Annotated in this window: 11 protein-coding genes; 1 reads left to right on the top strand and 10 read right to left on the bottom strand. The window is 73.1% G+C overall.

From position 1 onward, the window contains the following. Positions 1-2: 2 nt before the first annotated feature. The 9 genes from ACWCPI_RS30205 to ACWCPI_RS30165 all read right to left on the bottom strand — a co-directional run bounded on the left by ACWCPI_RS30205 (position 3) and on the right by ACWCPI_RS30165 (position 19,172). Positions 3-668, bottom strand: coding sequence for a TetR/AcrR family transcriptional regulator (locus tag ACWCPI_RS30205; protein WP_451041134.1), 666 nt, complete (start codon positions 666-668; stop codon positions 3-5). After that, a complete protein-coding gene (locus ACWCPI_RS30200) occupies positions 665-8,698 on the bottom strand; it encodes an SDR family NAD(P)-dependent oxidoreductase (RefSeq protein ID WP_451041133.1) in 8,034 nt (2,677 codons plus the stop codon). The genes ACWCPI_RS30205 and ACWCPI_RS30200 overlap by 4 nt, the downstream gene beginning before the upstream one ends. Before the next feature lie 138 nt (positions 8,699-8,836). Further along, complete coding sequence (locus tag ACWCPI_RS30195; RefSeq protein ID WP_451041132.1) at positions 8,837-9,262, bottom strand: VOC family protein; 426 nt, start codon at positions 9,260-9,262, stop codon at positions 8,837-8,839. A gap of 76 nt (positions 9,263-9,338) precedes the next feature. Then, positions 9,339-10,652, bottom strand: coding sequence for a hypothetical protein (locus tag ACWCPI_RS30190; RefSeq protein WP_451041131.1), 1,314 nt, complete (start codon positions 10,650-10,652; stop codon positions 9,339-9,341). Between the two features lie 41 nt (positions 10,653-10,693). Beyond that, the gene (locus ACWCPI_RS30185) at positions 10,694-12,547 is read right to left on the bottom strand and encodes a caspase family protein (RefSeq protein ID WP_451041130.1); all 1,854 of its coding nucleotides are present in this window, start codon (positions 12,545-12,547) and stop codon (positions 10,694-10,696) included. A 10-nt stretch (positions 12,548-12,557) separates the two neighbouring features. After that, on the bottom strand, positions 12,558-16,238 hold the full coding sequence (locus ACWCPI_RS30180; RefSeq protein ID WP_451041129.1) for a CHAT domain-containing protein: 3,681 nt from the start codon (positions 16,236-16,238) through the stop codon (positions 12,558-12,560). Then, positions 16,235-17,050: a hypothetical protein gene (locus tag ACWCPI_RS30175; protein WP_451041128.1), complete on the bottom strand. Its 816-nt coding sequence runs from the start codon at positions 17,048-17,050 to the stop codon at positions 16,235-16,237. Before ACWCPI_RS30175 ends, ACWCPI_RS30180 begins: the two co-directional genes overlap by 4 nt. Continuing rightward, a complete protein-coding gene (locus ACWCPI_RS30170; RefSeq protein WP_451041127.1) occupies positions 17,035-18,198 on the bottom strand; it encodes a TRAFAC clade GTPase domain-containing protein in 1,164 nt (387 codons plus the stop codon). The genes ACWCPI_RS30175 and ACWCPI_RS30170 overlap by 16 nt, the downstream gene beginning before the upstream one ends. 212 nt (positions 18,199-18,410) lie before the next feature. Then, complete coding sequence (locus ACWCPI_RS30165) at positions 18,411-19,172, bottom strand: Crp/Fnr family transcriptional regulator (RefSeq protein ID WP_451041126.1); 762 nt, start codon at positions 19,170-19,172, stop codon at positions 18,411-18,413. Between the two features lie 205 nt (positions 19,173-19,377). On the opposite strand from ACWCPI_RS30165, the gene ACWCPI_RS30160 reads away from it, so the two are divergent. After that, a complete protein-coding gene (locus ACWCPI_RS30160) occupies positions 19,378-20,094 on the top strand; it encodes a bleomycin resistance protein (protein WP_451041125.1) in 717 nt (238 codons plus the stop codon). Here ACWCPI_RS30160 and ACWCPI_RS30155 read toward each other — a convergent pair. Next, positions 20,015-22,690, bottom strand: a complete 2,676-nt coding sequence (locus ACWCPI_RS30155) for an AMP-binding protein (RefSeq protein ID WP_451041124.1) — start codon at positions 22,688-22,690, stop codon at positions 20,015-20,017. The genes ACWCPI_RS30160 and ACWCPI_RS30155 overlap by 80 nt on opposite strands. Between the last annotated feature and the right edge of the window lie 50 nt (positions 22,691-22,740).

Below are 22,740 nucleotides of genomic sequence, written 5' to 3'. Positions count from 1 at the left end.
AGCTACCCGGGGCTGCCGCCCTCACCCGAGGGCCGCGTTCCTGGAACGCCGTGGTGAGCCGCGAGCGCCAGCAAGGCGACCCGCAACGGCCCGGTCTCCAGGACGGCGCCCGGTTCGAACCAGCGGGCGACGGCGGTGCCGCTCGCCGTTCGGAGTGTGAAGCGCGCCAGTTCGTCCGCGACCTGCGGGCGCTCGTGCAGCCCGAACACGGCGCTCAGTGAGTCTTGGGCCCAGGCCACCAGCGCGTCGCGGTAGTGGTGCACCTCGGCCACGGCCGCCGCGCTGGCGTCCTGCTGCACCATGCCCAGCCACAACAGCAGTTTCAGACCGTGCGGATGGCGTCGGAAGGCGTCCTCGACATGCGCGAGGAAGGCGTCCAGGCGCTGTGTGACGTCGGCGCCCGGTACCGCGGCCGGGGGCAGGGCGGCCAGCAGCGCGGTCCTGGCGCGTTCCAGCACCGCGACGTAGATCCCGTCCTTGCTGCCGAAGTGCCAGTAGATCGAGCTGGGCGGCAGACCGCACTCGGCCGAGATCATGGAGATGGACGTGGCGGCGTAGCCGTACCTCGACATCAGTTCGCCGGCGGTGTCGAGAATCGCGTCACGCGACCGTGCGCCGCGGTCCTTGGCCGGTGCGTCGACGTCTCGTGCGGGCTTGGCCGAACTCACCGGTCCCCCTCGGTCGTTCGTGCGTCGATCCAGGCGCGGACCGCCGACGCGGTCGTGTCCGCATGGTCCTGCATCATCGTCACATGGTCGCCGGGGACGTCCACGACGTCGTGCGGCGACGGCCAGGACGTCCGCCAGTCGTCCGCGTCCGCGGAGGCCGCCATGGCGGGTGTGGGCCGCAGCGCGCGCACCAGGAGCGTGGGCGTGGTGACCGGCTCGGGCTCCCAGCCGAGGAAGATCCGGTTGTAGGCCCCCATCGCGGCCAGCGCGGTGTCGTCTCCCCCGCCCCCGGGGGCGGCGACCGGTTCTTCGGTGCTCGGCCGCGGCGGGGCGGCCAGGGACAGCAGCCAGTCCTTGCTGCTGTTGTCCGCCGTGATGTGGTAGGTGTCCAGCAGCACCAGCCCGGCCGGTGCCCGCCCCAGGGCCTGAAGCCGGTGGGCCACCAGGTGCGCCACATTGCCGCCCGCCGACCGTCCTGCGACGACGAAGGGCCCGTCCCCGACATGCCGCAGCACGTTCTCGGCCTGCGTGTGCGCCAGCGCGGCGCGGTCCTCCGGTACGGCGGTCCCGGCGCCGATGCCCGGGTGCGGGAACTCCAGGACGTCCAGGGCGTCGTGGAAGGCGCGGTGGAAGCGTGGGAAGTCTCCGCCGTCCGAGGCGGACGAGGGATGGTAGGCCGGGAAGTAGACGACCGTCGGGGTGCCGGAGCCGGGGCGGCCGTGGGAGCGGCGGATCGGGGGCAGGGCGTGTTCGCGGCCCTGCGCGGCCGTGAAGGTGGGCAGTGCCCAGGACGCGGTGACGAGCAGGTGCATGGCCGCCACCGGTTGTCCGGCGGCGCTGACCGTCCGGAACAGCGAGGACAGGGTGTACGCGGGCCGCGCGGCCCCCGGGGCTTCGGGGGTCTCGGGGGTGGCTGCGGCGTCCGGTTCGCCGTCCAGCAGGCCGAGCAGATGACGTGCCAGTTCCTGGGCCGTGCGGTGCTCGAACACGACCGCCGCCGGCAGCCCCAGCCCCAGCCCCAGCGCCGTGCTCAGCCGGTTGCGGATCTGCACGGCGGTGAGGGAGTCGAACCCCAGATCGGCGAAGGCCTTGCCGTCCGGGAGGGCGTCGGCGTGCGGGTATCCGAGTACCGCGGCCACCTCGCCGCGCAGCAGTCCCACCAGCGCCGCCTCCCGCTCGTCCGGGGACAGGCGGGCCAGCCGTGGCCGCCAGGCTCCCGGCTCCGGCATCTGCCCGGCGGGGCCGGCGGAGTCGGAGGGCCCCGCCGCGGCGGTCGGGCGCCTGTCACGGACGAGTCCCCGCAGCGGCGGCGGCAGGTGCCCCGCGCCGGACCGCAGCGCCGCCCGGTCGGGCAGGACCGGCGCCAGGACCGGCTCCGTCGAGCGCAGCGCCGCGTCGAACAGGGCAAGGCCCTGCTGAGTGGACAGCGGCACGAGCACATCGCGTGGCCGCGGGCGGGCTCGGGTCGGCTCCGCCGCCATACCGTCGGCGTGCTCCCACGGGCCCCACGCCAACGACAGCGCCGGCAGTCCTTCGGCGGCGCGGCGACGGGCGAGGGCGTCGAGGAAGGAGTTCGCTGCCGCGTAGTTGCCCTGGCCCGCCCGGCCCAGCAGACCGGAGACGGAGGAGAACACGACGAACGCCGAAAGACCAATGTCCCGGGTCAGTTCGTGCAGATTCCAGGCCGCGTCGGCCTTCGGCCGCAGCACGGCCGCCATCCGCTCGGGCGTCAGCGAGTCCAGCACCCCGTCGTCGAGGACCCCGGCGGCATGCACCACGGCGGTCAGCGGCGGCTCGCAGCGCTCGACCACCTCGGCCAGCGCGGCACGGTCGGCCGCGTCACACGCGACGATGCGGACCCGCTCCGCACCCGACTCCGCCAGCTCGGCGCTCAGTTCCCGGGCTCCCGGCGCCTGCGGCCCCCGGCGTCCGGCCAGCAGCAGATGCCGTACGCCGTGCTCGGCGACCAGGTGACGTGCCAGTTCCGCGCCGAGCGCGCCGGTGCCTCCGGTGATCATCACCGTACCGTCCGCGCCGAAGGCAGCCGCCCGCGTGGCCGAGGCGTCATCGGCCGCGGCCAGTCGTGGAACCGTCACCTGCCCGCCGCGCACCCGGAGTTGCGGCTCACCGGTGGCGACGGCCGACGGGAGCATCCGCAGCGACTCGGGCCGCCCGTCCACATCCACCAGCACGACACGGCCGGACAGCTCCGACTGTGCCGCACGGACCAGCCCCCAGACCGCCGCACCGGCGAGATCCGGCACCGGCCCGGTGGCGTCCCGTGTCACGACGACCAGCCGTGAGCCCGCCGTGCCCGGATCGCCCTGCCAGTCCTGGAGCAGCTTGAGTACACGGCCGGTCGACTCGTGCACGGCGGGCAACGGATCGGTTCCGGAGGTACCGGCCACAGCCGTGACGACGACGACCTCGGGGTTCACGGCGCCTGGCAGGAACCCGGCGAGATTCAGCTCGTCCGGCCCGCGGACCACCCACGCACGCTCGACGTCGTCGCCGGGGAGTTCGACAGCGACCCAGTCGGGGCGCAGCAGAGCCCTTCGTACGATGTCGTGCGCCGTGCCGTCGGTCACGGCCGCGGCCGGAAGCTCTCTGGTGGTCAATGAGTCCACGTGCGCCACGGGGCGGCCGGACGGGTCGGCCAGGGTCAGCGAGACCGTGTCCGGGCCCGTCGACGTCACCCTGACCCGAAGCCGAGTGGCTCCCGAGGCGTGCAGGCTCACGCCGCTCCACGCGAACGGCACACGCACCACGCTCGTGTCGGCGCCCGGTGCGGCCAGCAGCGGTGCGTGCAACGCGGCGTCGAACAACGCAGGGTGCAGTCCGAAGCGATCCGCCTTCGAGGTGTGCGATGCCGGCAGCCGGACCTCCGCGAAGACGTCACGACCGCGCCGCCACAGTGCGGTGACTGCCTGGAAGGCGGGCCCGTAGGCGAGCCCGGAGTCGGCGAGGGCGGCGTAGGCGCCGGTGAGATCCAGTGCCTCGGCGTCCTCAGGCGGCCACGGGGCCGGATCGCCTTGCGCGGCACGTGCGCGGCCCAGCCGGCCGGAGGCGTTCCGGGTCCACGGGGTGTCCTCGTCGGCGGGCTCCTGAGGGCGGGAGTAGATGTCGAACGGCCGGCCGCCCGAGTCGTCCCGGGCACCCACCACGACCTGCACCCGCACCCCCGCGGGACCGGGCAGGGCGAGCGGCGCCCGTATCACGAGGTCGTCGACAGCCCCGCAGCCCACCTCGTCGCCCGCCCGCACGGCCATCTCCACGAACACCGTCGCGGGCACGATCACCCGCCCGGCGACGACATGATCCGCGAGCCACGGGTGGGTCCCGAGGGACAACAGGGCGCTCAGCACCGTCCGTTCGGTGTCCGGCACCGGGAACGCGGGGCTCAGCAGCGCCCCGGTGTCGACTGCCGGGGGCGGTGCGTCCAGCCAGTACCGCTGCCGCTGGAAGGCGTAGGTCGGCAGGTCCACGCGCCTGACGCCGGAGCCCTCGTGGACCGCCGCCCAGTCGACGGCGGCGCCGGCCACATGCAGTCGCGCCACGGCCGACACCAGCGTCTCCGGTTCGTACGCGCCGCCTCGTACGGCCGCGGCGAGAACAGGGCCGCCCGTGGGCACGTCGGCCAGGCAGTCGGCGGCCGCCGCGGTGAGCGCGGGTCCGGGACCGAGTTCCAGGTAGGCCGTGACCCCGTCGTCCGCGAGCCGGCGCACGGCGTCGGCGAAGCGTACGGGCCGCCGGGCGTGCCGGGCCCAGTACTCGGGCGAGCACAGGTCCGCAGGCTCGGCGGGCCGGCCCGTCACGGTGGAGACGATCGGGATGCGCGGCGGCCGGAAGGTCACTCCGTGCGCGACGCCGAGGAACTCGTCGAGCATCGGCTCCATCAGGGGCGAGTGGAAGGCATGACTCACCCTCAGCCGTACCGCCCTGCGGCCGCGCGCCTCGAAGCCGGCCGCGACGACGCAGACCGCGTCCTCCGCGCCGGAGACGACCACTGAGCGGGGGCCGTTGACGGATGCGACGGCCACCAGTGACCTGAACTCGGCCAGTGCCGTGTCGACTTCCTCCTCCGTCGCGTCCAGGGCCACCATCGCGCCCCCCGCGGGGAGCGCCCGCATCAGCCGGCCGCGTGCGGCGACGAGCGTGGCCGCGTCGGGCAGGTCGAGTACGCCGGCGACGTGCGCGGCCGTCAGCTCGCCGACGGAGTGGCCCACGAGGCGGTCGGCCCGCACCCCCCACGAATCGAGCAGCCGGAACAGCGCGACCTCGAAGGCGAACAGTGCGGCCTGTGCGAAGTCCGTACGGTCCACCAGTGCCGCTCGCGGTGAGCCCGCCTCGGCGGACAGCACCGCGCTCAGCGGCTGCGGGAGAAGGTCGTCCAGGTGCCGGCAGACGTCGTCGAAGGCCTCGGCGAAGACGGGGAAGGCGGCCCGCAGTTCGGCGCCCATGCGGGGGCGCTGGGCACCTTGTCCGGTGAACAGGAAGGCCGTACGGACCTCCGGGTCGGCCAGTCCTCGTACGACTCCCGGTGCGTCCCGGCCCTGCGCGAGCGCCCTGAGCGACGTGAGCGTCCGCGTCCGGTCACCGGCCGGCACCGTCGCCCGATGGGCGAGTGCGGAGCGCGACACCGCCAACGAGTGGCCGACGTCGGCGGGCGACAGTTCCGGCCGGTCGGCCACGTAGGTCGCGAGTCGTCGGGCCTGGGCGCGCAGCGCGTTCTCGTCGGCGGCGGACAGCAGCCACGGCACGGGCGGCGGCGCGGCGGCCTTCGAGGAGAGCACCGTCTCGCTCTCCGGTGCCTCTTCCAGGATCACATGCGCGTTGGTCCCGCCGATCCCGAAGGCCGAGACCCCCGCGCGCCGCGGACGCTCCGAGGCCGGCCAGGGGCGGGGCGCGGTGAGCAACTCCACCCGGCCCGAGTCCCAGTCGACGTGCGGGGTCGGCGCGTCGACATGCAGGGTCCGGGGCAGTGCGCCGTGCCGCATGGCCTGCACCATCTTGATGACGCCGGCGACTCCCGCCGCCGCCTGTGTGTGCCCGAGGTTGGACTTGACCGAGCCGAGCCACAGCGGCTCCTCGCGGTCCTGGCCGTACGTGGCCAGGATGGCCTGCGCCTCGATGGGGTCGCCCAGCCGGGTGCCGGTGCCGTGGGCCTCCACCGCGTCGACGTCACCGCAGCGCAGCCCCGCGTCCGCCAGCGCCTGCGTGATGAGCCGCTGCTGTGCGGGGCCGTGGGGCGCGGTCAGCCCGTTGGAGGCGCCGTCGGAGTTGACCGCGGAGCCACGGAGTACGGCCAGGACCGGATGGCCGTTGCGGCGGGCGTCGGACAACCGCTCCAGCAGGACCAGCCCCACGCCCTCGCCCCAGGCCGTGCCGTCGGCGGCCGCCGAGAAGGACTTGCAGCGCCCGTCCGGTGACAACCCGCGCTGCCGGCTGAACGCCAGGAACGGCTTGGGCGTCGCCATCACCGTGACTCCGCCGGCCAGCGCCAGCGAGCACTCGCCGGAGCGCAGCGCACGCGCCGCCCAGTGCAGTGCCACCAGCGAGGACGAGCACGCGGTGTCGACCGTGATCGCCGGGCCGCGCAGACCGTACACGTAGGACAGACGACCGGAGGCGACGCTGCCCGCCGAGCCCAGGCCCAGGTGCGCCTCCAGCTCGTGGTGGGGGGTGAGGCGGGCGGCGTAGTCGGCGTACATCACGCCGGCGAACACCGCGGTGTCGCTCTCGCGCAGCGACGCCGGGTCGATCCCGGCGCGCTCCCACACCTCCCAGGACGTCTCCAGAAGCAGCCGCTGCTGCGGGTCCATCGCGAGCGCCTCGCGCGGTGAGATACCGAACAGCCCGGCGTCGAACTCCGCGGCCCGGTGCAGGAATCCGCCGTGGCGGGTGTACGACGTGCCGATCCGGTCGGGATCGGGGTCGTACAGGGCGTCGAGGTCCCAGCCTCGGTCGGCCGGGAACTCCGAGACGGCGTCCCGTCCCTGCGCCACCAACGTCCACAGGTCCTCGGGGGAGTTGACGTCACCGGGATACCGGCAGCCCATGGCGACGATCACGACGGGATCGTCCTGCGTGGGCCGGTCCTGTCCGGCGTACGACCGCGTACGTCCTCCGGGTCCGCTTCCGAGGAGAGCGATGTGCAGGTACCGGGCCACCCCGGCCGGTGTCGGGTGGTCGAAGACCAGCGTCGCCGGCAGGCTCAGGCCGGTCAGCGCACCGAGTCGGTCCACCAGCTCGACCGCGCCGACGGACGTCATGCCGAGATCGGCGAAGGGGCTGTCCGCGTCGGGCGGATCGCCCGGCGCGTGCCCGTGCCGGCACACCTCGGCCGTCTCGGAGACCACCAACTCCCGTATCGCCCGCTCCTGATCACCGGGTGAGAGGGACAGGATCCGCTCACCCAGGGCAGTGGGGCGGCGCCCGCCCGTGCGTGGACGGGCGGTTGCGCCCGCGACCGGGGCGGCGGGCGCGGGGGCGACCAGGTGGTGCCGGGCGATCTTGCCGGACGCGGTGCGCGGGACCGCGGCGATCTCGCGTATCTCGGCCGGCACCTTGTAGTCGGCCAACCGGGTCCGGCACTCGGCGAGCACCCGCCCGGCGTCGAACCCGGGGCCCGGTACGACGAAGGCCACCGGCACCTCGCCGAGCACATCGTGCGGCGCGCCCACGACCGCGGCCTCCACCACGCCGGCGCACTGCGACACGGCCTGCTCGATCTCGGCCGGGTGGATGTTCTCCCCGCCACGGATGATCAGCTCGCTGAGCCGGCCGGTGAGCCGGAGATGGCCGTGCTCGACGCGGCGGCCGAGGTCTCCGGTGCGGTACCAGCCGTCCCGCAGTGCGGCGGCGGTCGCCTCGGGCTGCCGGTGATACCCGGTCATCAGGCTCGGCCCACGCACCCAGACCTCGCCCTCGGCCCCGTCCGGCACGTCCTCGCCGCTTCCGGGTTCGACGACCCGGACGTCCATGCCGGGGACGGGCGGCCCGCAGGAGCCGTCGACCCTGGGGCCCTCCGGACGGTTCACCGCGATCATGCCGCAGGTCTCGGTACTTCCGTACGCGTCGAGCAGCGGCGCCCCGAAGGTCTCCTCCACGGCCACGCGCAGTGCGGGGCCGCTCGGGGCGCCGGCCACGACGCACATGCGCAGCGCCGGCGGGGCTTGACCGGCCGAGTCGAGCAGGCCGTGATACGTGGCGGGCACTCCGGCCAGCATGGTGAACGGCCCGCCGAGGTCCTCGTACGCGGTGAGCAGTTCCTGCCGCAGACCGCCGGGCCCCGGCAGCTCAGCGGCGATCCGGGCGCTCGCACCGACGGCCGTCACGCCCAGGATCGCCAGCGAGTGGCTGAAGCTGTGGAACAGCGGGAGCGGCCAGAGGAGCCGGTCGTCGGGCGAGAGGCCGAAGATCGGCGCGTAGCAGGCGGCCACGGACCACAGCGCGGCCCGCTGCGTGGACAGCACCCCTTTGGGCCGGTGGGTGGTGCCGGAGGTGTACAGCATCCAGGCCGGGTCGTCGAGCCCGAGCGTGTCGATCTCCCCGGGTGCTGCGGCCGCGTCGTACTCGGCGGCGCTGTGGAACGCCGGGGCACCGTCGGGGATCGTGCCGCCGGTTCCGGTGACCAGGACGCCCAGGCCGTCGTACGGCGGTCCCAGGCGCCGCAGCCGTACGAGGTGCGTGGCGTCGGTGATGACGAAGGCGGCACCGCTGTCCTGGAGGAAGTGGGCCAGCTCGGCATCGGAGGAGCGCGGATTCAGGGGGACGCCGACCATCCCGGCGCGCAGCACGGCCAGGCAGCTCTCCACCGTCTCCACGCGGTTGCCGAGACAGATCGCGACGCGCCGGCCACGGCGAAGTCCCGTCCGGATGAGGTACCCGGCCAGCGCGCGGGTGCGACGCTCCAGCTCGGCGTAGGTGACGCTGCGCGAGGGGTCGGAGTAGGCGATCCGCTGCGCCGCCCCCTCGGCGTGCTCCCTCAACAGCTCCGGCAGCGGCCGGATCAGCTCCTCACGCCTCATGGTCCCGCCTTCCAAGTCCCGTGTGGCTCAGTGCGGTTGAGCCTACGTGGGCGGCGGGCGGCCGTGACCAGGACGCTGTCTGTCGAAGTGTCAGGACACCGTGGCCGGGGTGTGTCCCGAAGCCGGTGGCGCAGCCGTTCAGTCGAGGCAGAACTCGTTGCCCTCGATGTCCTGCATCACGATGCACGAATCGTTGCCGTCGTACAGCAGGCGCACGCGTACCGCGCCGAGCGCGACCAGTCGGGTGCATTCGGCCTCCAGCGCGGCCAGGCGCTCCTCCCCCACGAGTCCGGTGCCGACCCGCACGTCGAGATGCACCCGGTTCTTGGCGACCTTGCCTTCGGGAACGCGCTGGAAGAACAGGCGGGGACCGACGCCCGACGGGTCGCTGCACGCGAACCACGAACCCTTTTCCTCGGGCGGTCGCGAGCGATCGTAGTCGTCCCACGTGGCGAACCCCTTCGGCGGCGGCGATACGTACCCCAGCACCTCGCACCAGAAGCGGGCGACGCGCTCGGGTTCCGCGCAGTCGAAGGTGACTTGGAACTGCTTGATCGACGACATCGGCGCACCATAGCAACAGGGGGTGGTCCGCCGCTCATGAGTTTCCCGTCGTCGCGGGCGCCGTCCGAGCCGCGTTTCACAAGGCGCCGCCGGGGTCGTGGGGAGCGGGCCCGGCGTGTCCGTGCGATCTGATCCAGGCGACGCCCGCGAACTGCTTGACGCGCACCTCGGCACGCACGAATCCGCCGGGTGACAGGCCCTCGTACCCCTGCGCGACCAGATCCTGGTACATCCGGTCGTGCAAGGCGACCACGAGATCCGTGGCCTGGTCGTCGGCGAGGTGTGCGCGCAAGGGATCGGAGTCGAGGATGCGGAAGAGTTCCACGATGGCGGACCCCGCGTAGCCGCTTTCACCTTCGTGGACGATTCCGTGGTGCAGGGCGGCGCGCATGCGGGTGCGCACCTGCGGCCTAGAGTCGCTGCCGTGCCGTTCCCGGTTCACCACGGCCAGCGCCTCGGCGAGACCGTCCAGCAGCCGCGGGACGGCACGGGTGTCGTCGGTGTCCGGAGGCAGGACGAGCAGATAGCCGTCTCCCTGCGCCTGCCGGCCGCAGGCGTCCCAGTCGACCGCCGCCCGTTCGCACGCTGCGCGCATCACCCGCAGCAGTGCGCGCTGCAGCCGGATCATGTCCACGTTGCTGCGGGTGCTGTACTTCTCGATGTCCACGGCCAGGCACAGGTTGCGGCGGCCGGGCGGCAACCGGCCGTCGGCGGGGGCGGCGTTCGCGACGCCGGTGAGTGCCCAGGCGCCCGGCCGTGATGTCCGTGGCCCGAGCGGCGCCCCGGCCCAGACGTCCGCACGGGACAGCAGGAAGGGCACGTCGTCGCGGGTCTGCACCTCGCCCTCGGCCCGGGTCCCGCTCAGCAGCGGGTGCTCGATCACCCCTCGTACCTGGATGCGGCCCGACAGCTGCGTGAACGGTGCGGGCGAGGCGAGCAGGGCCTGCGTCCACCGTCCGTCCGGGGACAGCGTTCCGTCGGCGTCAGGCGCCTGGAAGACCCAGCGCAGCCGGTTGCGGCCGAGCCCGAAGGCGGTCACCCGTGCTCCGTCGGGGCCGGCCCAGCCGGGTCCCGGTTGCAGGTCCAGGGCCCGCAGGTGCTCGTCGTCGAAGGTGACTCCCAGCTCGATCCGCCGGTAGCCGCACCCGGCCGTCATGTCCTCCAGGTCGAACGGGAAGCAGAGCAGCAACGTCGTCATGTCGGCCGTCGGAGGTGACCCGGCGGCGCGGGGCAGGGCGTAGGCCAGGGGGCGGCCGAGCGCGACGCCGGCGCGCAGTCGCCGGTCCCTGGGTCTCAGCGCTCCGCCGGCCACCAGCTCGGTGGTGACCAGCAGGTCATGCGGCACCTGGCGATGGGAGACCTCGTGCGGTGGTGATGCGTCGGCGCCCACGGACCCGCTCCTTCCCGTGTTCCACGGCTCTCGTCCTCGACTCACGACGGCGGCTCGACGGTGGTGTGCCAGCCGAACACCCGGTACCGCAGCGCTTTCGCGGTGACCGGCAGACGTGAGTCCCTGACGCCCTCACAGACCTCGTCCAGCAGGGCGCTCAGTGCGGCGGGCTCCGACCCGCGCCGGCGTGCGGCACCGCCCAGCGGGCTCAAATCCATCTCACGGTCACCGACCAGCAGCAGCACGCTCTCCGGACGGCTGCCCACGGGCGGCACGTCCTCGGGCCACCAGACGTCCACCGGAGGGGACCGCCATGCGAGTACGCCGTCGTGTCCGTGGGCCGGCTCCATGGGGATGCCACTGGGCTGGTCGTGGCTCACCAGGGTGGTGCGACCGCTCAGTCCCACGCCCAGCAGCCAGACGTACAACTGCGTGCGGGCACCGGCGGCGACGTCGATGCGGTAGCGGTCCCCCGCACGCAGCGCATCGCCGGACCGGAAAGCGCGGAAGTCGCGGCTGCCCGGCTCGGTCTCCACCTCCATGCGGGCCCTCAGGTCCGCCGAGGGGAAGTCGTCGGGCCCCGGGTCGGTGAGTGCGCGCAGCCGCTCGCCCCGGGCGACCGTCTCCAGCAGAGCGACGATCCTCCTGGCGGCGGCCGGTGTCTCGGCCGGGCCGGGCACCTCCTGCGGACAGCGGTAGGGCCGCCCCGCGCTGTCGGCCACCTCGACCTTCCCCTCCCGTGCCCGGACCAGGCTCAGAGCCTCGCTCCGACTGTCGGCCTCCATCAGCCGTGGGGACGACGCGAGGCGCTCACGGAGGGCATCGGCCAGGGGCCCGCCCATGTCGATGCGTACGCGCTGACGCTGGTGGACACGTACCGGGAGCGCGTACGACCCGGGCGGCAGCGGGGACGCGGGCGCTGCGGGCGGTGACTCCAGCACGGCGTCGGCGCCGTCGACCGCCGTCACCCGCGTCTCAACCTCACCGCCGGGACGTGTCCCGTCCGCGGGGAACACCGTCAGCACGCGGTCCATGGCCCGCAGCCCGAACAGGGCGCCACCGCACACGCGCAGTTCGGCGCCGTGTGCCCGAAGCCGCAGCCGCTCCGGCTGCGGGGGCGTGTCGAGTGAGAAGGGCAGCCGGTCCGACGGCCCGCCCGCGTCGGGATGCTGGAGCGCCTCCGCCAGCTGGACGTGGTCGCGGATCCGGGTGATCAGCACCGACCAGGGAACGGGACGCGAGCGGAAGTCCTGCATCACCTGCGCCAGCGCGGCGGTGAACAGGCCCTGCCGCTCGTTCTCGTAGGCGACACCCAGCCGCTGGCACGCGACCAGCCGCACGACGTCCGGATCGGGCAGGCGGGGTGCGGTGAGGAGGCCGGCCGACCGCTCCACGCCCGCTTCGACGGGTACGTCGCACCGCACGGACTTGATCCGCCGTCTGCCCGGGGCGCGAACCATCCCGCCGGAGTGGCAGCAGTCCAGGATGCAGGTGACGTTCGGGGTGGTCCGCGTCAGGCTCCGCAGCACCGCGGTGAGTTCCTCGGCCAGATAGCCCCGGAAATCGGTGGCGGTGCCGGCGTCGTGGTCGCTGGGCACCAGGTACTGCAGGTGGGCGGGTCTGCCGGGGTGGTGCTCGCGCAAGGCCGGGGGCAGGGGCAGGAGGGCACCGTGGCCGGAGTAGTAGACGACGACCGCGTCTCCCGTCTCGGTCTCCTCGGCCAGTCTCGTCAGCGCCTCGTTCATGCCGTGGTAGCCCGTTTCGGCGGTCTCGCGGCGCACCCGCAGGTCGGTGAAGCCGCGGTCGGCCAGGAGCCGTTCCATGACGGTCACGTCCTCGGCCACGCCGGTCAGGTCGTAGGACTGGGCACCGATCAGCAGCGCACGCCTCGTCATACCGGTTTCCTCACCTCTGTGTTGCGGGTTCACCGCTCGGGCCCACATGGATGAACGGCGCCCAGTGGAACGGGTGGTACGGGTCGGTCGCGGCCCCGGCCGGGCGCGGGCCGCTGTCGCGGGCCCGTACCCGCGGGCCGGCGGGGTCCGCGGTCAGGCCGGCGCGCTCGGCGAGTCGGGTGTACTCCGTCTCCCTCTCGTCGGGGGAGGCCGCCCGGACCTCACGCTGGGCGCGGGCCAGCGCGGTACCCACCGACGGGCGGTCGGCCGACGTCAGATACCGGTACATCCGCGTGATCACCAGGCATCCGGTCATGTCGTCCACCGGCCAGAGCGACACCACCGCGTGCCGGGCCCCGCTGATGACGGCCGTACGGGTCAGCCCGAGCACATCGCCACCGGCGGTCGCGGTCCCGCGCCCGGTGTCGCACGCGGACAGCACGAGGAGGTCGGGGGTGACGTCGCAGCTCAGCAGGTCGTCCACGCCGAGGTGGTCCTGGCCGGCGAGCGCCAGGCGGCTGAGGTAGGGGGTCAGTTCCTGGACATCGCCGTGCGTCGCCAGGTGCAGTACGGAGCAGCCCGCGGCCTGTTCCAGGACCCGCTTCCGGTCGGCGTCCGGCCCGGTGAGGACCCGGCAGCGACGGAGCAGCCGTTCGACGGTGGCGACTTCCGTCACGGTGCCGGGCAGATACGCCAGAGCGCGTTCGTCAGCGGTGGCGGGGGCGCCGACCAGGAGTGCCGTCGCCTCCCGCCAGTCGGGCTCCGGCGTGCGGGAGCCGGGCCGGGTGAGCAGGGAGACGGCGGGCAGGTAGGAGACGTCGTGGGTCAGGCCGAGGACCGCTCCGTCCATGGGCAGGGCGTGGAACGGCACCAGGGCGAGGCGGGCGGGCGGGACGACCAGGATCTTGCGGTGGCGGGTCAGCAGCGGGGCGCAGAAACCGAGCAGGGCGTCGAAGAGCGCTCGTCCGGAGCGGGTTGCGTCGCTGCCCGACGCGCAGGCTGCGTGGAAGCGGCGGGCCGTCGCCACCAGGTCGTCCGCCGACCGCCGGTGACGGTCGGCGAGCAGCCCTTCGCGGGTCACCGCCCAGCCGACCAGGTCCTGGTCGAAGAGGTGGTACTGGAGCATCACGGTGTCCGGTGGCAGTGCGCCTGTCAGGGCGGCGTCGGGCAGCGCGCCGGGCCCCCGCCGGGCGGTGAGGGCCCGTGGGGCGAGCCGGCGCACCTCGGCCTCGGCCGCGGCGAGAGTCCGTTCGGCCTCGGCGAGGCGGCGCCGCACGCACCGCTCGTCCGCCGTGTCCGCCTTCTGCGGGGGCTGATGCCCCGCCGCGGCGTGCCCCTCGCTCCGCAGCACGTCGGCCGCCTCTTCGAACCGTGCGGCCCAGCGGGCCTCGGCCTGGAGCCAGCCCCGCACCGCCCGTTGCTCGTCGGGCCGCCCGGCTGCGCTGTCGAGGGCGTGCACGGTGTCGAGGAACCCGGACCTGGCGCGCTCGGCGGTGGCGAACGCGGTGGCCTGTCCGCCGGGCAACTCCCACTGGGCGAGTACGGCGGTGTGATAGCCGCGGGCCACCACCGGGTCGTCGGCCGATGCCGCCCGCAGGGTGTCCCGTCCCATCCGCGACCGGTGCTCCTCGTAGGCGGTGACGGCCTCAAGGGCGCGCTGCGCGGCGCGCCGTGGTTCGCCGAGCGCGAGCGATGCCTCCGCCGCGATCGCTGGCCGGTCCCAGGGGTGTTCCGGCTCCGCACCGTCCGTCCCGATGCGCCGTTCCGCCTCGGCGGCCCGTTCGGGCTGTCGCAGTCGCAACCGGAGCGCCGCCGACTGCAGTGCCGTCAGTTCCCCCCGGGTCTCCAGTTCGTCGGCCTCCGCCCGCGCCTCCTCCAGGCGGCCCAGCTCCACCAGGAGCGCGCAGCGCGCGAGGGAGGGCGGTGCGCCGTCCTCGATCAGCGCCTCGGCCTCCTTGGCGGTACGCGCCGCCGAAGCGGCCATACCAGCCGACCTGTGCCGTCGGAGCCGGTGCAGCTTCTCGACGGCACGCGTGGCACGCAGTCCGGCCCGCATTCCCTCCAGGGAGACGCGCACGGCCTGCGCCGCGGTCGGATCTCCGCCCGGCCCGCGCAGCAGACGCTCCCCGAGACGGATCACCCGCTGGAGCCGGGTCCGCGTGGTGGCGACGAGATCCGGGTCGCCCAGGCCCGCCGCCTCGTCGAGGAGGAGTTCGGCCGCGACCGCCGCGGCCAGCCAGGCGTTGGCCAGCGCGACCCTCACCCGCCACGGCGCGGGGCCGGGGCCCGTGCCCTGCCCGTCGGCTGCCTCCATGCGGCACCTGTCCTCCAGTTGCCGTTCCCGTGCGCGCAGTTCGATGTCCGCGAGGACCAGGGAGGCCAGCCGGTGACGGGCCGTGTGGTAGCCCCCGACGGGACCCGTCATCGGTCCGGTCGGCGCCCGGACGGCGCCGGGCACGGGCACTGCCGTGGCCCGCGCTGCATCCGGCTCCGTGAGCCGCTGCGCCAGGCCACCCAGCTCCCGCCCGAGGACGAGGTGACCCTGCCGGGTCCAGCCTTCGGCGCGGGCGGCGACGAGGTGGCCCAGGCCCCGGAGCCAGGAACCGCTGCCCACGGTCGCTGCCCAGCGGCGGACCTCCGCCACGTCGCCGGCGGGCAGCGACCGGCCGTCCTCCACTGCGTCCAGCATGCGGTGCGCCTTCAGCAGCGCCACGCACGCCCGGTCGTCGGCGGACGCGGCCAGGGCCAGCGCCCGGTCGACGTACGCGGTGCGGTCCGTGGGCTTCCGGCGGAGCCTGGCCACATGGGCCAGGCGCAGCATGGCCGCTGCCCGGCCCCGGTCCGCGCGGGCTTTCCGGAACTGCGTGTCGGCCGCCTCGTAGTGCCGCGCGGCACGGTCGAGCGTCCTGCGCGCGGCGGGTACCGGCAGACAGCGTTCCGCGGCGCCGGGCGCCCCGAGTTCCGCGTCACCGGCCAGCAGGGATGCCATGGCGGCGAAGGCCGGGTCCCGGGGCACGAGCCGCAGAGCCTGAGCGCTCAGCGCCTCGCGGCCGCGTCGGTCCCCCGCCCGGGCCCGTACGTCTCCCGCGATCAGCAGGTGGTAGGCGACCGCCGCCGCGAGGCCGCCCTCGGCGATCTCCCGCGGCACCTCGTCGAACCACCGCACGGCCTCACCGACTTCCGCGGCTCCTCCGACGGCCGCGGTGACCTCGGGGGGCTGGGCGTCGAGGATCTCCCCGCTCCCCAGGACGGCTCGGGCGGCGAGCAGGTCGGGAAGGTACCGGGCCGCGAGGAAGGCGGCGAGCCGCAGCCCGGGGTCCCTGCCGAGGATGGTGAGACGGGCCTGCGTTCCGTCCAGGGCGTGCAGCAGGGCCGACTCGTCCCGCTGCGGCAGAGCCCAGGGGACCGTGCCGCCGGGGCTCCAGTTGACGTCCATGGCGGTGGCCGCGGTCCGCAGGGTTCGCGTCACCAGGTCGTCGTACGTCTCCTCGGGTTCCGGGTCGTCCAGCGCGGCCAGCGCCCGCTTGGGCTCGCCCGCGGCGAGGGCGGCCCCCGCCGTCAGCCAGCCGCGCACGGGCTCGGCCCACAGTCGCGGCCTGACGGCGGCGGGATCCACGCCCCGCAGGTCGGTCATCAGGAGATGGACGAGCAGCCGGATGCCGTCCGCCGTGTGCCGGCGCTCGTGGGTCACTTGAGCTTCCTGATGACCAGGGCGACCAGGACGGTCAGCACGACCGCTCCGGCGGCTCGCGCCAGGCGCCGGGCCCGGCTGGGCGCGTGATGTCCCGCTCCGCTGCCGCGAGCCGGCTCAGGGCGTACAGGACCTTGTCCGCCGTCTCCAGGAACGGTTCCAGTCTGTCGATCAGCGCGCAGACCGAGGGCCGACAGGACAGCGGACAGGGCCGCTGTGACGAGTCGTCGGACACCCGGTGTTCGACGGCCCGCGCGGGCCGTCGAAGTCCTCCCTTCGTCAAGGTCCTTCGTCCAAGCGGTGTCTTGCGCGACATACGGGTCGAGGTCCACGACCCGGACGGTCTCACCGGTCTGCGGAGCGTCGAACGACGGGAAGGGGGCCACCGGGTGGGCGGTGGTGTCCGCCTCGAAGAACGCTCGTACGTCCGCCTTGCAGCGGCGATGGACCTCGGCGAAGAGTTCCTGTGTGGCCGACGGCCCCGGAGGCGTCCGGCAGACGATCCCTTCGACCAGCGGTGTACGCCGGGGCCCGCTCATGGCGTATTCGCCGTCCAGGCCGACGTCGCAGGCCTTGAGGTGAACGACCCGGTACAGCAGGTACAACGTCTCGGGCCCCTGCCCCCGGTACTCGCGGCGGTAGACGGCGTCATCGGCGGGATCGCCGGCCGTCACGTCGTGGAGCAGGGCGTACCGGCCCCCGTGCATGAGGAAGTCCGGCGCGGCCACGATCCGGAAACCGGTGGTGACGGACCGCGTGAGCGCGAACGGCCAGACCTGCACGGGCGCGGAGTTCTTCATGCCGTCGTCCACGACGATTCCCCCTCGATGAACCGCGAGCCCGGGTGTTCGGCCTCGAACTCGGCGAGCTTGGCGCGGAACAGTGCGACCAGACCGTTGAGCGCCTCCTTCTCGGACGTGGCCCGCAGCATGCCGTCCCGCAGCTGACCGATGTCCTGTTCGACCCGGTCGCCGTAGGCGGTCACCTGTGCCTCCACGAACTGCAGGAAGGCTTCGGCCATGTGGTCCTGCACCAGCCGCATCACGGGTGACCGCGCGACGGCCGCGCGCAGGAACGTCCGTACCAGCGGCACCCTGTCCTTGGCCATGCGCACCCACATGAGCCGCTGGCTGCGCCGCTCGATCTCCTGGGTGCCGGGTCCGGCCTGTTCCGCCAGCCCCTTCAGATGTGCTTCGAAGAGGTCCATCAGCACGGCCATGAACGGGATCTCCACGTTCAGCGGTGCGGGGAACCCGCCCTTCTTGACCATCGTCACGCCGTCGGGATCGAGGGCGGCGAAGTCCAGGCCCACGGAGCTGACCGGTATGAAGCGCACTCCCGTGGCACCGGCCGGGGACCGAAGCAGGGTTTCGACCGTGTCCCTGAAGTCCGGGTGCCGAAGGAGGCTGTCCTTGACGGCCTGCACGGTGTGTCCCGCCGCAGCGAGGACGTCCCACTTGGTGATGACGAAGTGAACGATGCCCCGGCTCTTCATCATGTGGCTGAAGATCGCGACGAGGTCCTCCGTCAGCCGCGGGTCGCCGTCCAGGAACCGCAGCACCTTGACCCCGTCCAGCAGGACGAGGAGGAACTCGGACTGCTCGATCCGGTTCAGGACCCGGTTGCCCGTCTCCACCCGCCCGTCCGGCTCGGTGAGGTGCTCACCGGAGTAGTCGAGGTAGGTGATGGAGAACGGACTGTAGGTCTCGTTGCGCGCCGTGCGCACGGAGCAGGTGAACTCCCACTCCGATATCTCGTTGCGGCGTTGCGGGAGCGGCCAGGCGTCGGGGCTCGTGACCTGCTGGTAGATGCGGTTCAGCCTGGTGGACTGCTCTGGCGGCAGCTGGACGTGGAATCCCAGGTCCGGTCGTGGGATGGCGAGTCTGCGGAACAGGCTCGCGAGATAGACGGTCTTGCCGGACTCGGCGGGGCCGAGGACGGTGACGGGAATGGCCGGCATGCAGTGCCTCGCATTGGCTTCACTTGGTGGTCTCGCCTGTCGCACGAGCGAGTACGGCGAACCGTGCGGGACGTCCCCCCGTACCCCTTCCGGTAGTGAAGCGTTCCGTCGGTCGGCCGAACCGGTCGCAGTGCGGGTTCGGACGAACCGCCGGTCAAGGAAACGTTCCGGCACGCGCCGGCCGACCGGGCGGCGCCGACGGGCCCTGCGGATCAGGGCGTCGCGGCGATCCGCCGCAGCGTGGGAACCGAGTGGACGGTGAGGCGGCAGCGTCCGTAGCTGACGGCTTGGGCGGCCCTCAGTTCCTGCAGCGCGTGCTGCACGCGCCGCTCCCGCGCACCGATGAACTCGCCCCATTCGGCGTGGGTCAGCCCGGGCCTGACCGACAGGCCTCCCGGTGTCCGGGTCCCGTACTGCTCCGTCAGATCCAGTACGGCGCGACACAGCCGCGCGATGACGGGACCGCGCGTGAACTGGGTGCGGCGACGGACCGCGGTACGGCTGCGATGGGCGAGGCTGCGGCTGACGGCCAGTCCGGCCGCCTGGTACCGGGCCAGCCAGGCCAGCCATTCGTCCTGCGATATCCGCCGGACGGACACCCGCTCGGCTGCCCTGACCGTGGCCGAACGGGGCTCGTTGTCGAAGGCCGCGGTCTCCCCCATGACGTCACCGGCGGCACGGATGTCCACCAGGGCGGTCGTGTCCTGGTCATCGGTCGTCGTCACTTTGGTGAAGCCGTTGAGCAGGACGAGCACGAACGTGTCCGTGGCGCCTTCGAGCAGCATGATCTCGCCGGCCTCGTAGCTGCGCGCGGTACCGGCCCGCAACAGGGCGGACCGCGCGTGGCCGGCGGACGCCGGGTCCGTGCCGGCCAGGCCGCTCAGCTCCCACAGCAGGGTGCCTCGCGGGTAGGCGCCATGGGCCGGACGAATTCCCGGCGGTTGCCCCCGTCCTTGTTCCCGCGCATCGAGCACACCGTCCCCCCTCGCAGACGTCCAGCCTGCGCAAAACCTATCCACGGACAAGGACATTCGATGCAAGGTGTGAACTTACGTATGAAGTAGCGCGATTCTCTCTCGACATAGTCGCGACATCGACCGATACCGACCATCCCGTTCAGCCGAAGACGATCACCGCAAACACCTCCTGCATCTAGTCAAGTTTGACTAGAGTCGCCGTATGAGCGAGAAGACGATCCCGATCCTGCCCTGCCGGACCATCCAGCCCGTCCTCGACTTCTACACCGCCCTCGGATTCGAGGTGACCTTCCACCAGGCGAGCCCGAACCCGTACGCGGCTGTCGCTCGGGGCGACATCGAGCTCCAGTTCTTCGGGATGAAGAGGTACGACCCGGCCCAGTCGTACAGCACCTGCTACATCCTCACCGACGACGTCGACGCACTGCACGAGGCCTTCACCGCCGGCCTCAGAGCCCGGTACGGGAAGGTTCCGAACCGTGGACTGCCCCGCATCGGGGCACTGCGGGACGCGTCGCACGGCATGCGCCAGTTCCTCATGACCGACCCGGGCGGCAACTGCATCCGCGTCGGCCGGCCGATCAGCGAGGACCTGCACCACCGGCCCGCGCCCAAGGAGACCTTCTCCCGGGCCCTGCACCACGCCTCGCTGTTCGCGGACTCCCGCGACGATCCCGCGGCAGCCGCCAAGGTCCTCGACCACGTACTGCGTCTCACCGACGAGCGGCCCACGCCTGTGCAGTCGCTGCGCCTGCTGGTGCTGCGTGCGGACGTCGCCAGGCGCCTCGGTGACGAGGAGACAGCGGCCTGCGCACTGTCGAAGGCCACCGCGGTCCACCTCACGGACGAGGAACGGGACTCGGTCCGCGACGACCTGACGCGGCTCGACGAGCTGCTGGTCCAGGACGGTTCCGGCTGACTCGGCTTCCGTACGGCCGGCCGTCGTAGGCACGCACCGGCCCGGGGGCGAGGGGCGCACCCGGCGCGGAGGGCCTCATGAGGGCCTGGAACCTCGGCACGAGCCTGCGCGTCAGGCGGGTGGACACTGCTCCGTACGCCACCCCGAAGACCAAAGAGACCAGCAGGGCCGCCACCGGCGAGTGGTCCCGCAGGTGGGGGTAGACGTGGAAGTGCGTCAGGTAGATGTACAGCGAGCTGCCCGCCAGAACGCCCGCGAGCCGGTTGACCGGATCGATGCTGGGCAGTGCCGGAACCCAGAGCAGCAGCGCGAGTCCGCCCACCACGACCGACGTCCGCAGGGTCTGCTCCCCGGGGAACAGACCCGGCACGGTGACGAGCGTGACGGCGGTGAGCAGCAGCCGCTGTCCCGTCGTACGCGCCCGTGCGGCCGCCCAGCCCAGCGCGAACAGGAAGAAGACCACGGTGGGGCTCAGATGCGTGCGCACGTGTGCGAGGCCCCACGGGTCGTAGCGTCCGACCAGCCCCAGGGCGACCAGCGCCAGCGCGAAGCCGAACGGGTTGTGCCGCTCTGCCCGGTCCAGCGCGGGAATGGCCAGCACGACGGCCAGCCCGGCCAGGAAGTACACCAGCGCCTCGACGAACCAGTAGCGCCACTCCGGGTCCGAGTTGTCCTGCTCGAAGAGGCTGTTGGCCAGGACGACGTTGGCCAGGTCGTACTCGCCGGTCAGCAGCAGCGCGAAGGCGATCCACACCATGCTGGGGACGGCGATGCGCGCGACGCTTCGTGCCATCCTCCGCAGGCGCTCCCCGCGCTCGGCGGCGGAGACGTGGAAGCGTGCGAAGTTGTATCCGGCGACACCGAGGAGTACGTGGGCGCCGCCTTGGACGAGGAAGACGGGGATGTGCGAGCCGACGACGAGGACGATGCCGATCGCCCGCAGGGCGATGCCCGTCTCCAGGGTGCGGCGCAGCCCGCGCCGTGGGGTGGCCTCCAGTGTGCGCTCCGGCGTACGCGGGCCGCGCAGCCGGCTGATCGCAGTGGTGTGCCAGTCGGCGGGCAGCACGCCCAGTGCCTCTTCCAGCCGCAGCGACATCTCCACGTACGAGAGCGAATCGCCGCCCAGGCTCACGAAGCTGCTGTCCTCGGTGACGTCGGTGCGGTCGAGGATCTCGGCGTACAGGGCGCAGAGGTCGGCGCCGTCCCCGGAGTCCGGCGTCGGCGCGAGCGGCTCGCGGGCCAGTCGTCGTACGGCCTCGTAGTCGGTCTTGCCCGAGGCGAGCCGCGGTAGTTCGGGCACCAGCCGGACGTGTACGGAGCGCGGCGGCAGACCGCATGCGTCCGTCACCAGACGCCGGATCGACGGTGCGTCGGTACCCGCGGTGCGGGCCGCGAGGACGGCCAACGCGTCGTCATCGCCGGCGCAGGCGGCCTGTATGCCGTGCCCCTCCAGGATCGACTCGACGCGGTGCGGATCTATGCGCAGGCCGAGGACCTTGATGAACCGGCTGCGGCGGCCCACGATCTCGTACAGTCCGTCGGGGGCGCGCCGGGCGATGTCGCCGGTGTGCAGTTCCTCCACGGTGCGGCCGAGGGCGAGGTCCGCCGGGGTCTCGGCGTATCCGAGCATGACGTTGGGGCCCGAGTAGACCAGTTCACCGGTGTCGGGCGCGTCCACGCCGTCCACCGGCTGGAGCCGGAAGGAGCCCCCCGGTATCGCGACGCCCACCGCCCCTGGGCGCTCGGTCGCCAGCTCGGGGGGCAGATAGGCCATGCGGGCCGTCGCCTCGGTCTGTCCGTACATCACGAACAGCTCCCAGCCGGACCGTCGGCCCATCTCGGCGAAGCGCGCGACCCGCTCGGGGGCCAGACGGCCTCCGGCCTGGGTGACGTAGCGCAGGTGGGGCAGCCGCATCTGTGCGAAGCCGACCCGGTCGAGCAGGTCGAAGGTGTACGGCACCCCCGCCAGCGACGTACCGCGGGCGGCGCGGAACTCCTCCCAGAAGGCGGCGTCGGCCACCGACCGCTCGGTGAGGATCAGTCCGGCCCCGCGCAGCAGGTGGCTGTGGATGACGGACAGTCCGTAGCAGTAGTGCATGGGCAGGGTGGTGGCCGCGCGGTCGGCGTCGCCGATGCCGAGGTAGGTGGCGATCGACTCGGCGTTGGCCTGGAGGTTGTCGTGCGAGAGCCGGACCAGTTTGGGTGAGCCGGTCGAACCGGAGGTGCTCAACAGCAGCGCGAGATCGGGGTGGAGGGCGTGGGCGCTCTTCCGGCGCCGTTCGTCGAGGTTCCAGCCGCCGTGCTCGTCCGGGCGCGCCACGACGTCCGGGTCGTACGCGGCGGTCAGTGCGTCGATGGTGCCGGCGCTGTCGCCGGGCACGAGCAGCACGGGGTGGCCGCAGGCGAGGGCCGCCAGGTGGATCACCAGGGCGTCGGCCCGGTTGGCGCCCGCCAGAAGGACGAGGCGGCGTGCGGGGCCGAGGCGTTCGGCGGTGGCGGCCACGCGCTCGGCGAGCGCGCGGTAGGTCACCTCGCCCGAGGGCGTGATCAGAGCGGTGCGGTCACCGAAGGAGGAGAGGTGGCGGGCGAACGGCACCCCGCGCGACCGCACGGGCGGTTGCGGGTTCGAACCCGGGCGACAACGTG

This window comes from Streptomyces sp. NPDC001920 (genome assembly GCF_053594495.1).
The sequence above is the reverse complement of the archived record's forward strand: the minus strand, read 5'-3'. Positions and strand labels throughout refer to the sequence as shown.

Bases quoted from the DNA above. Each gene is read 5' to 3' on its own strand.
- ACWCPI_RS30200 (WP_451041133.1), bottom strand. From the start codon at position 8,698: ATGAGGCGTGAGGAGCTGATCCGGCCGCTGCCGGAGCTGTTGAGGGAG.
- ACWCPI_RS30195 (WP_451041132.1), bottom strand. From the start codon at position 9,262: ATGTCGTCGATCAAGCAGTTCCAAGTCACCTTCGACTGCGCGGAACCC.
- ACWCPI_RS30185 (WP_451041130.1), bottom strand. From the start codon at position 12,547: ATGACGAGGCGTGCGCTGCTGATCGGTGCCCAGTCCTACGACCTGACC.
- ACWCPI_RS30170 (WP_451041127.1), bottom strand. From the start codon at position 18,198: ATGCCGGCCATTCCCGTCACCGTCCTCGGCCCCGCCGAGTCCGGCAAG.
- ACWCPI_RS30160 (WP_451041125.1), top strand. From the start codon at position 19,378: ATGAGCGAGAAGACGATCCCGATCCTGCCCTGCCGGACCATCCAGCCC.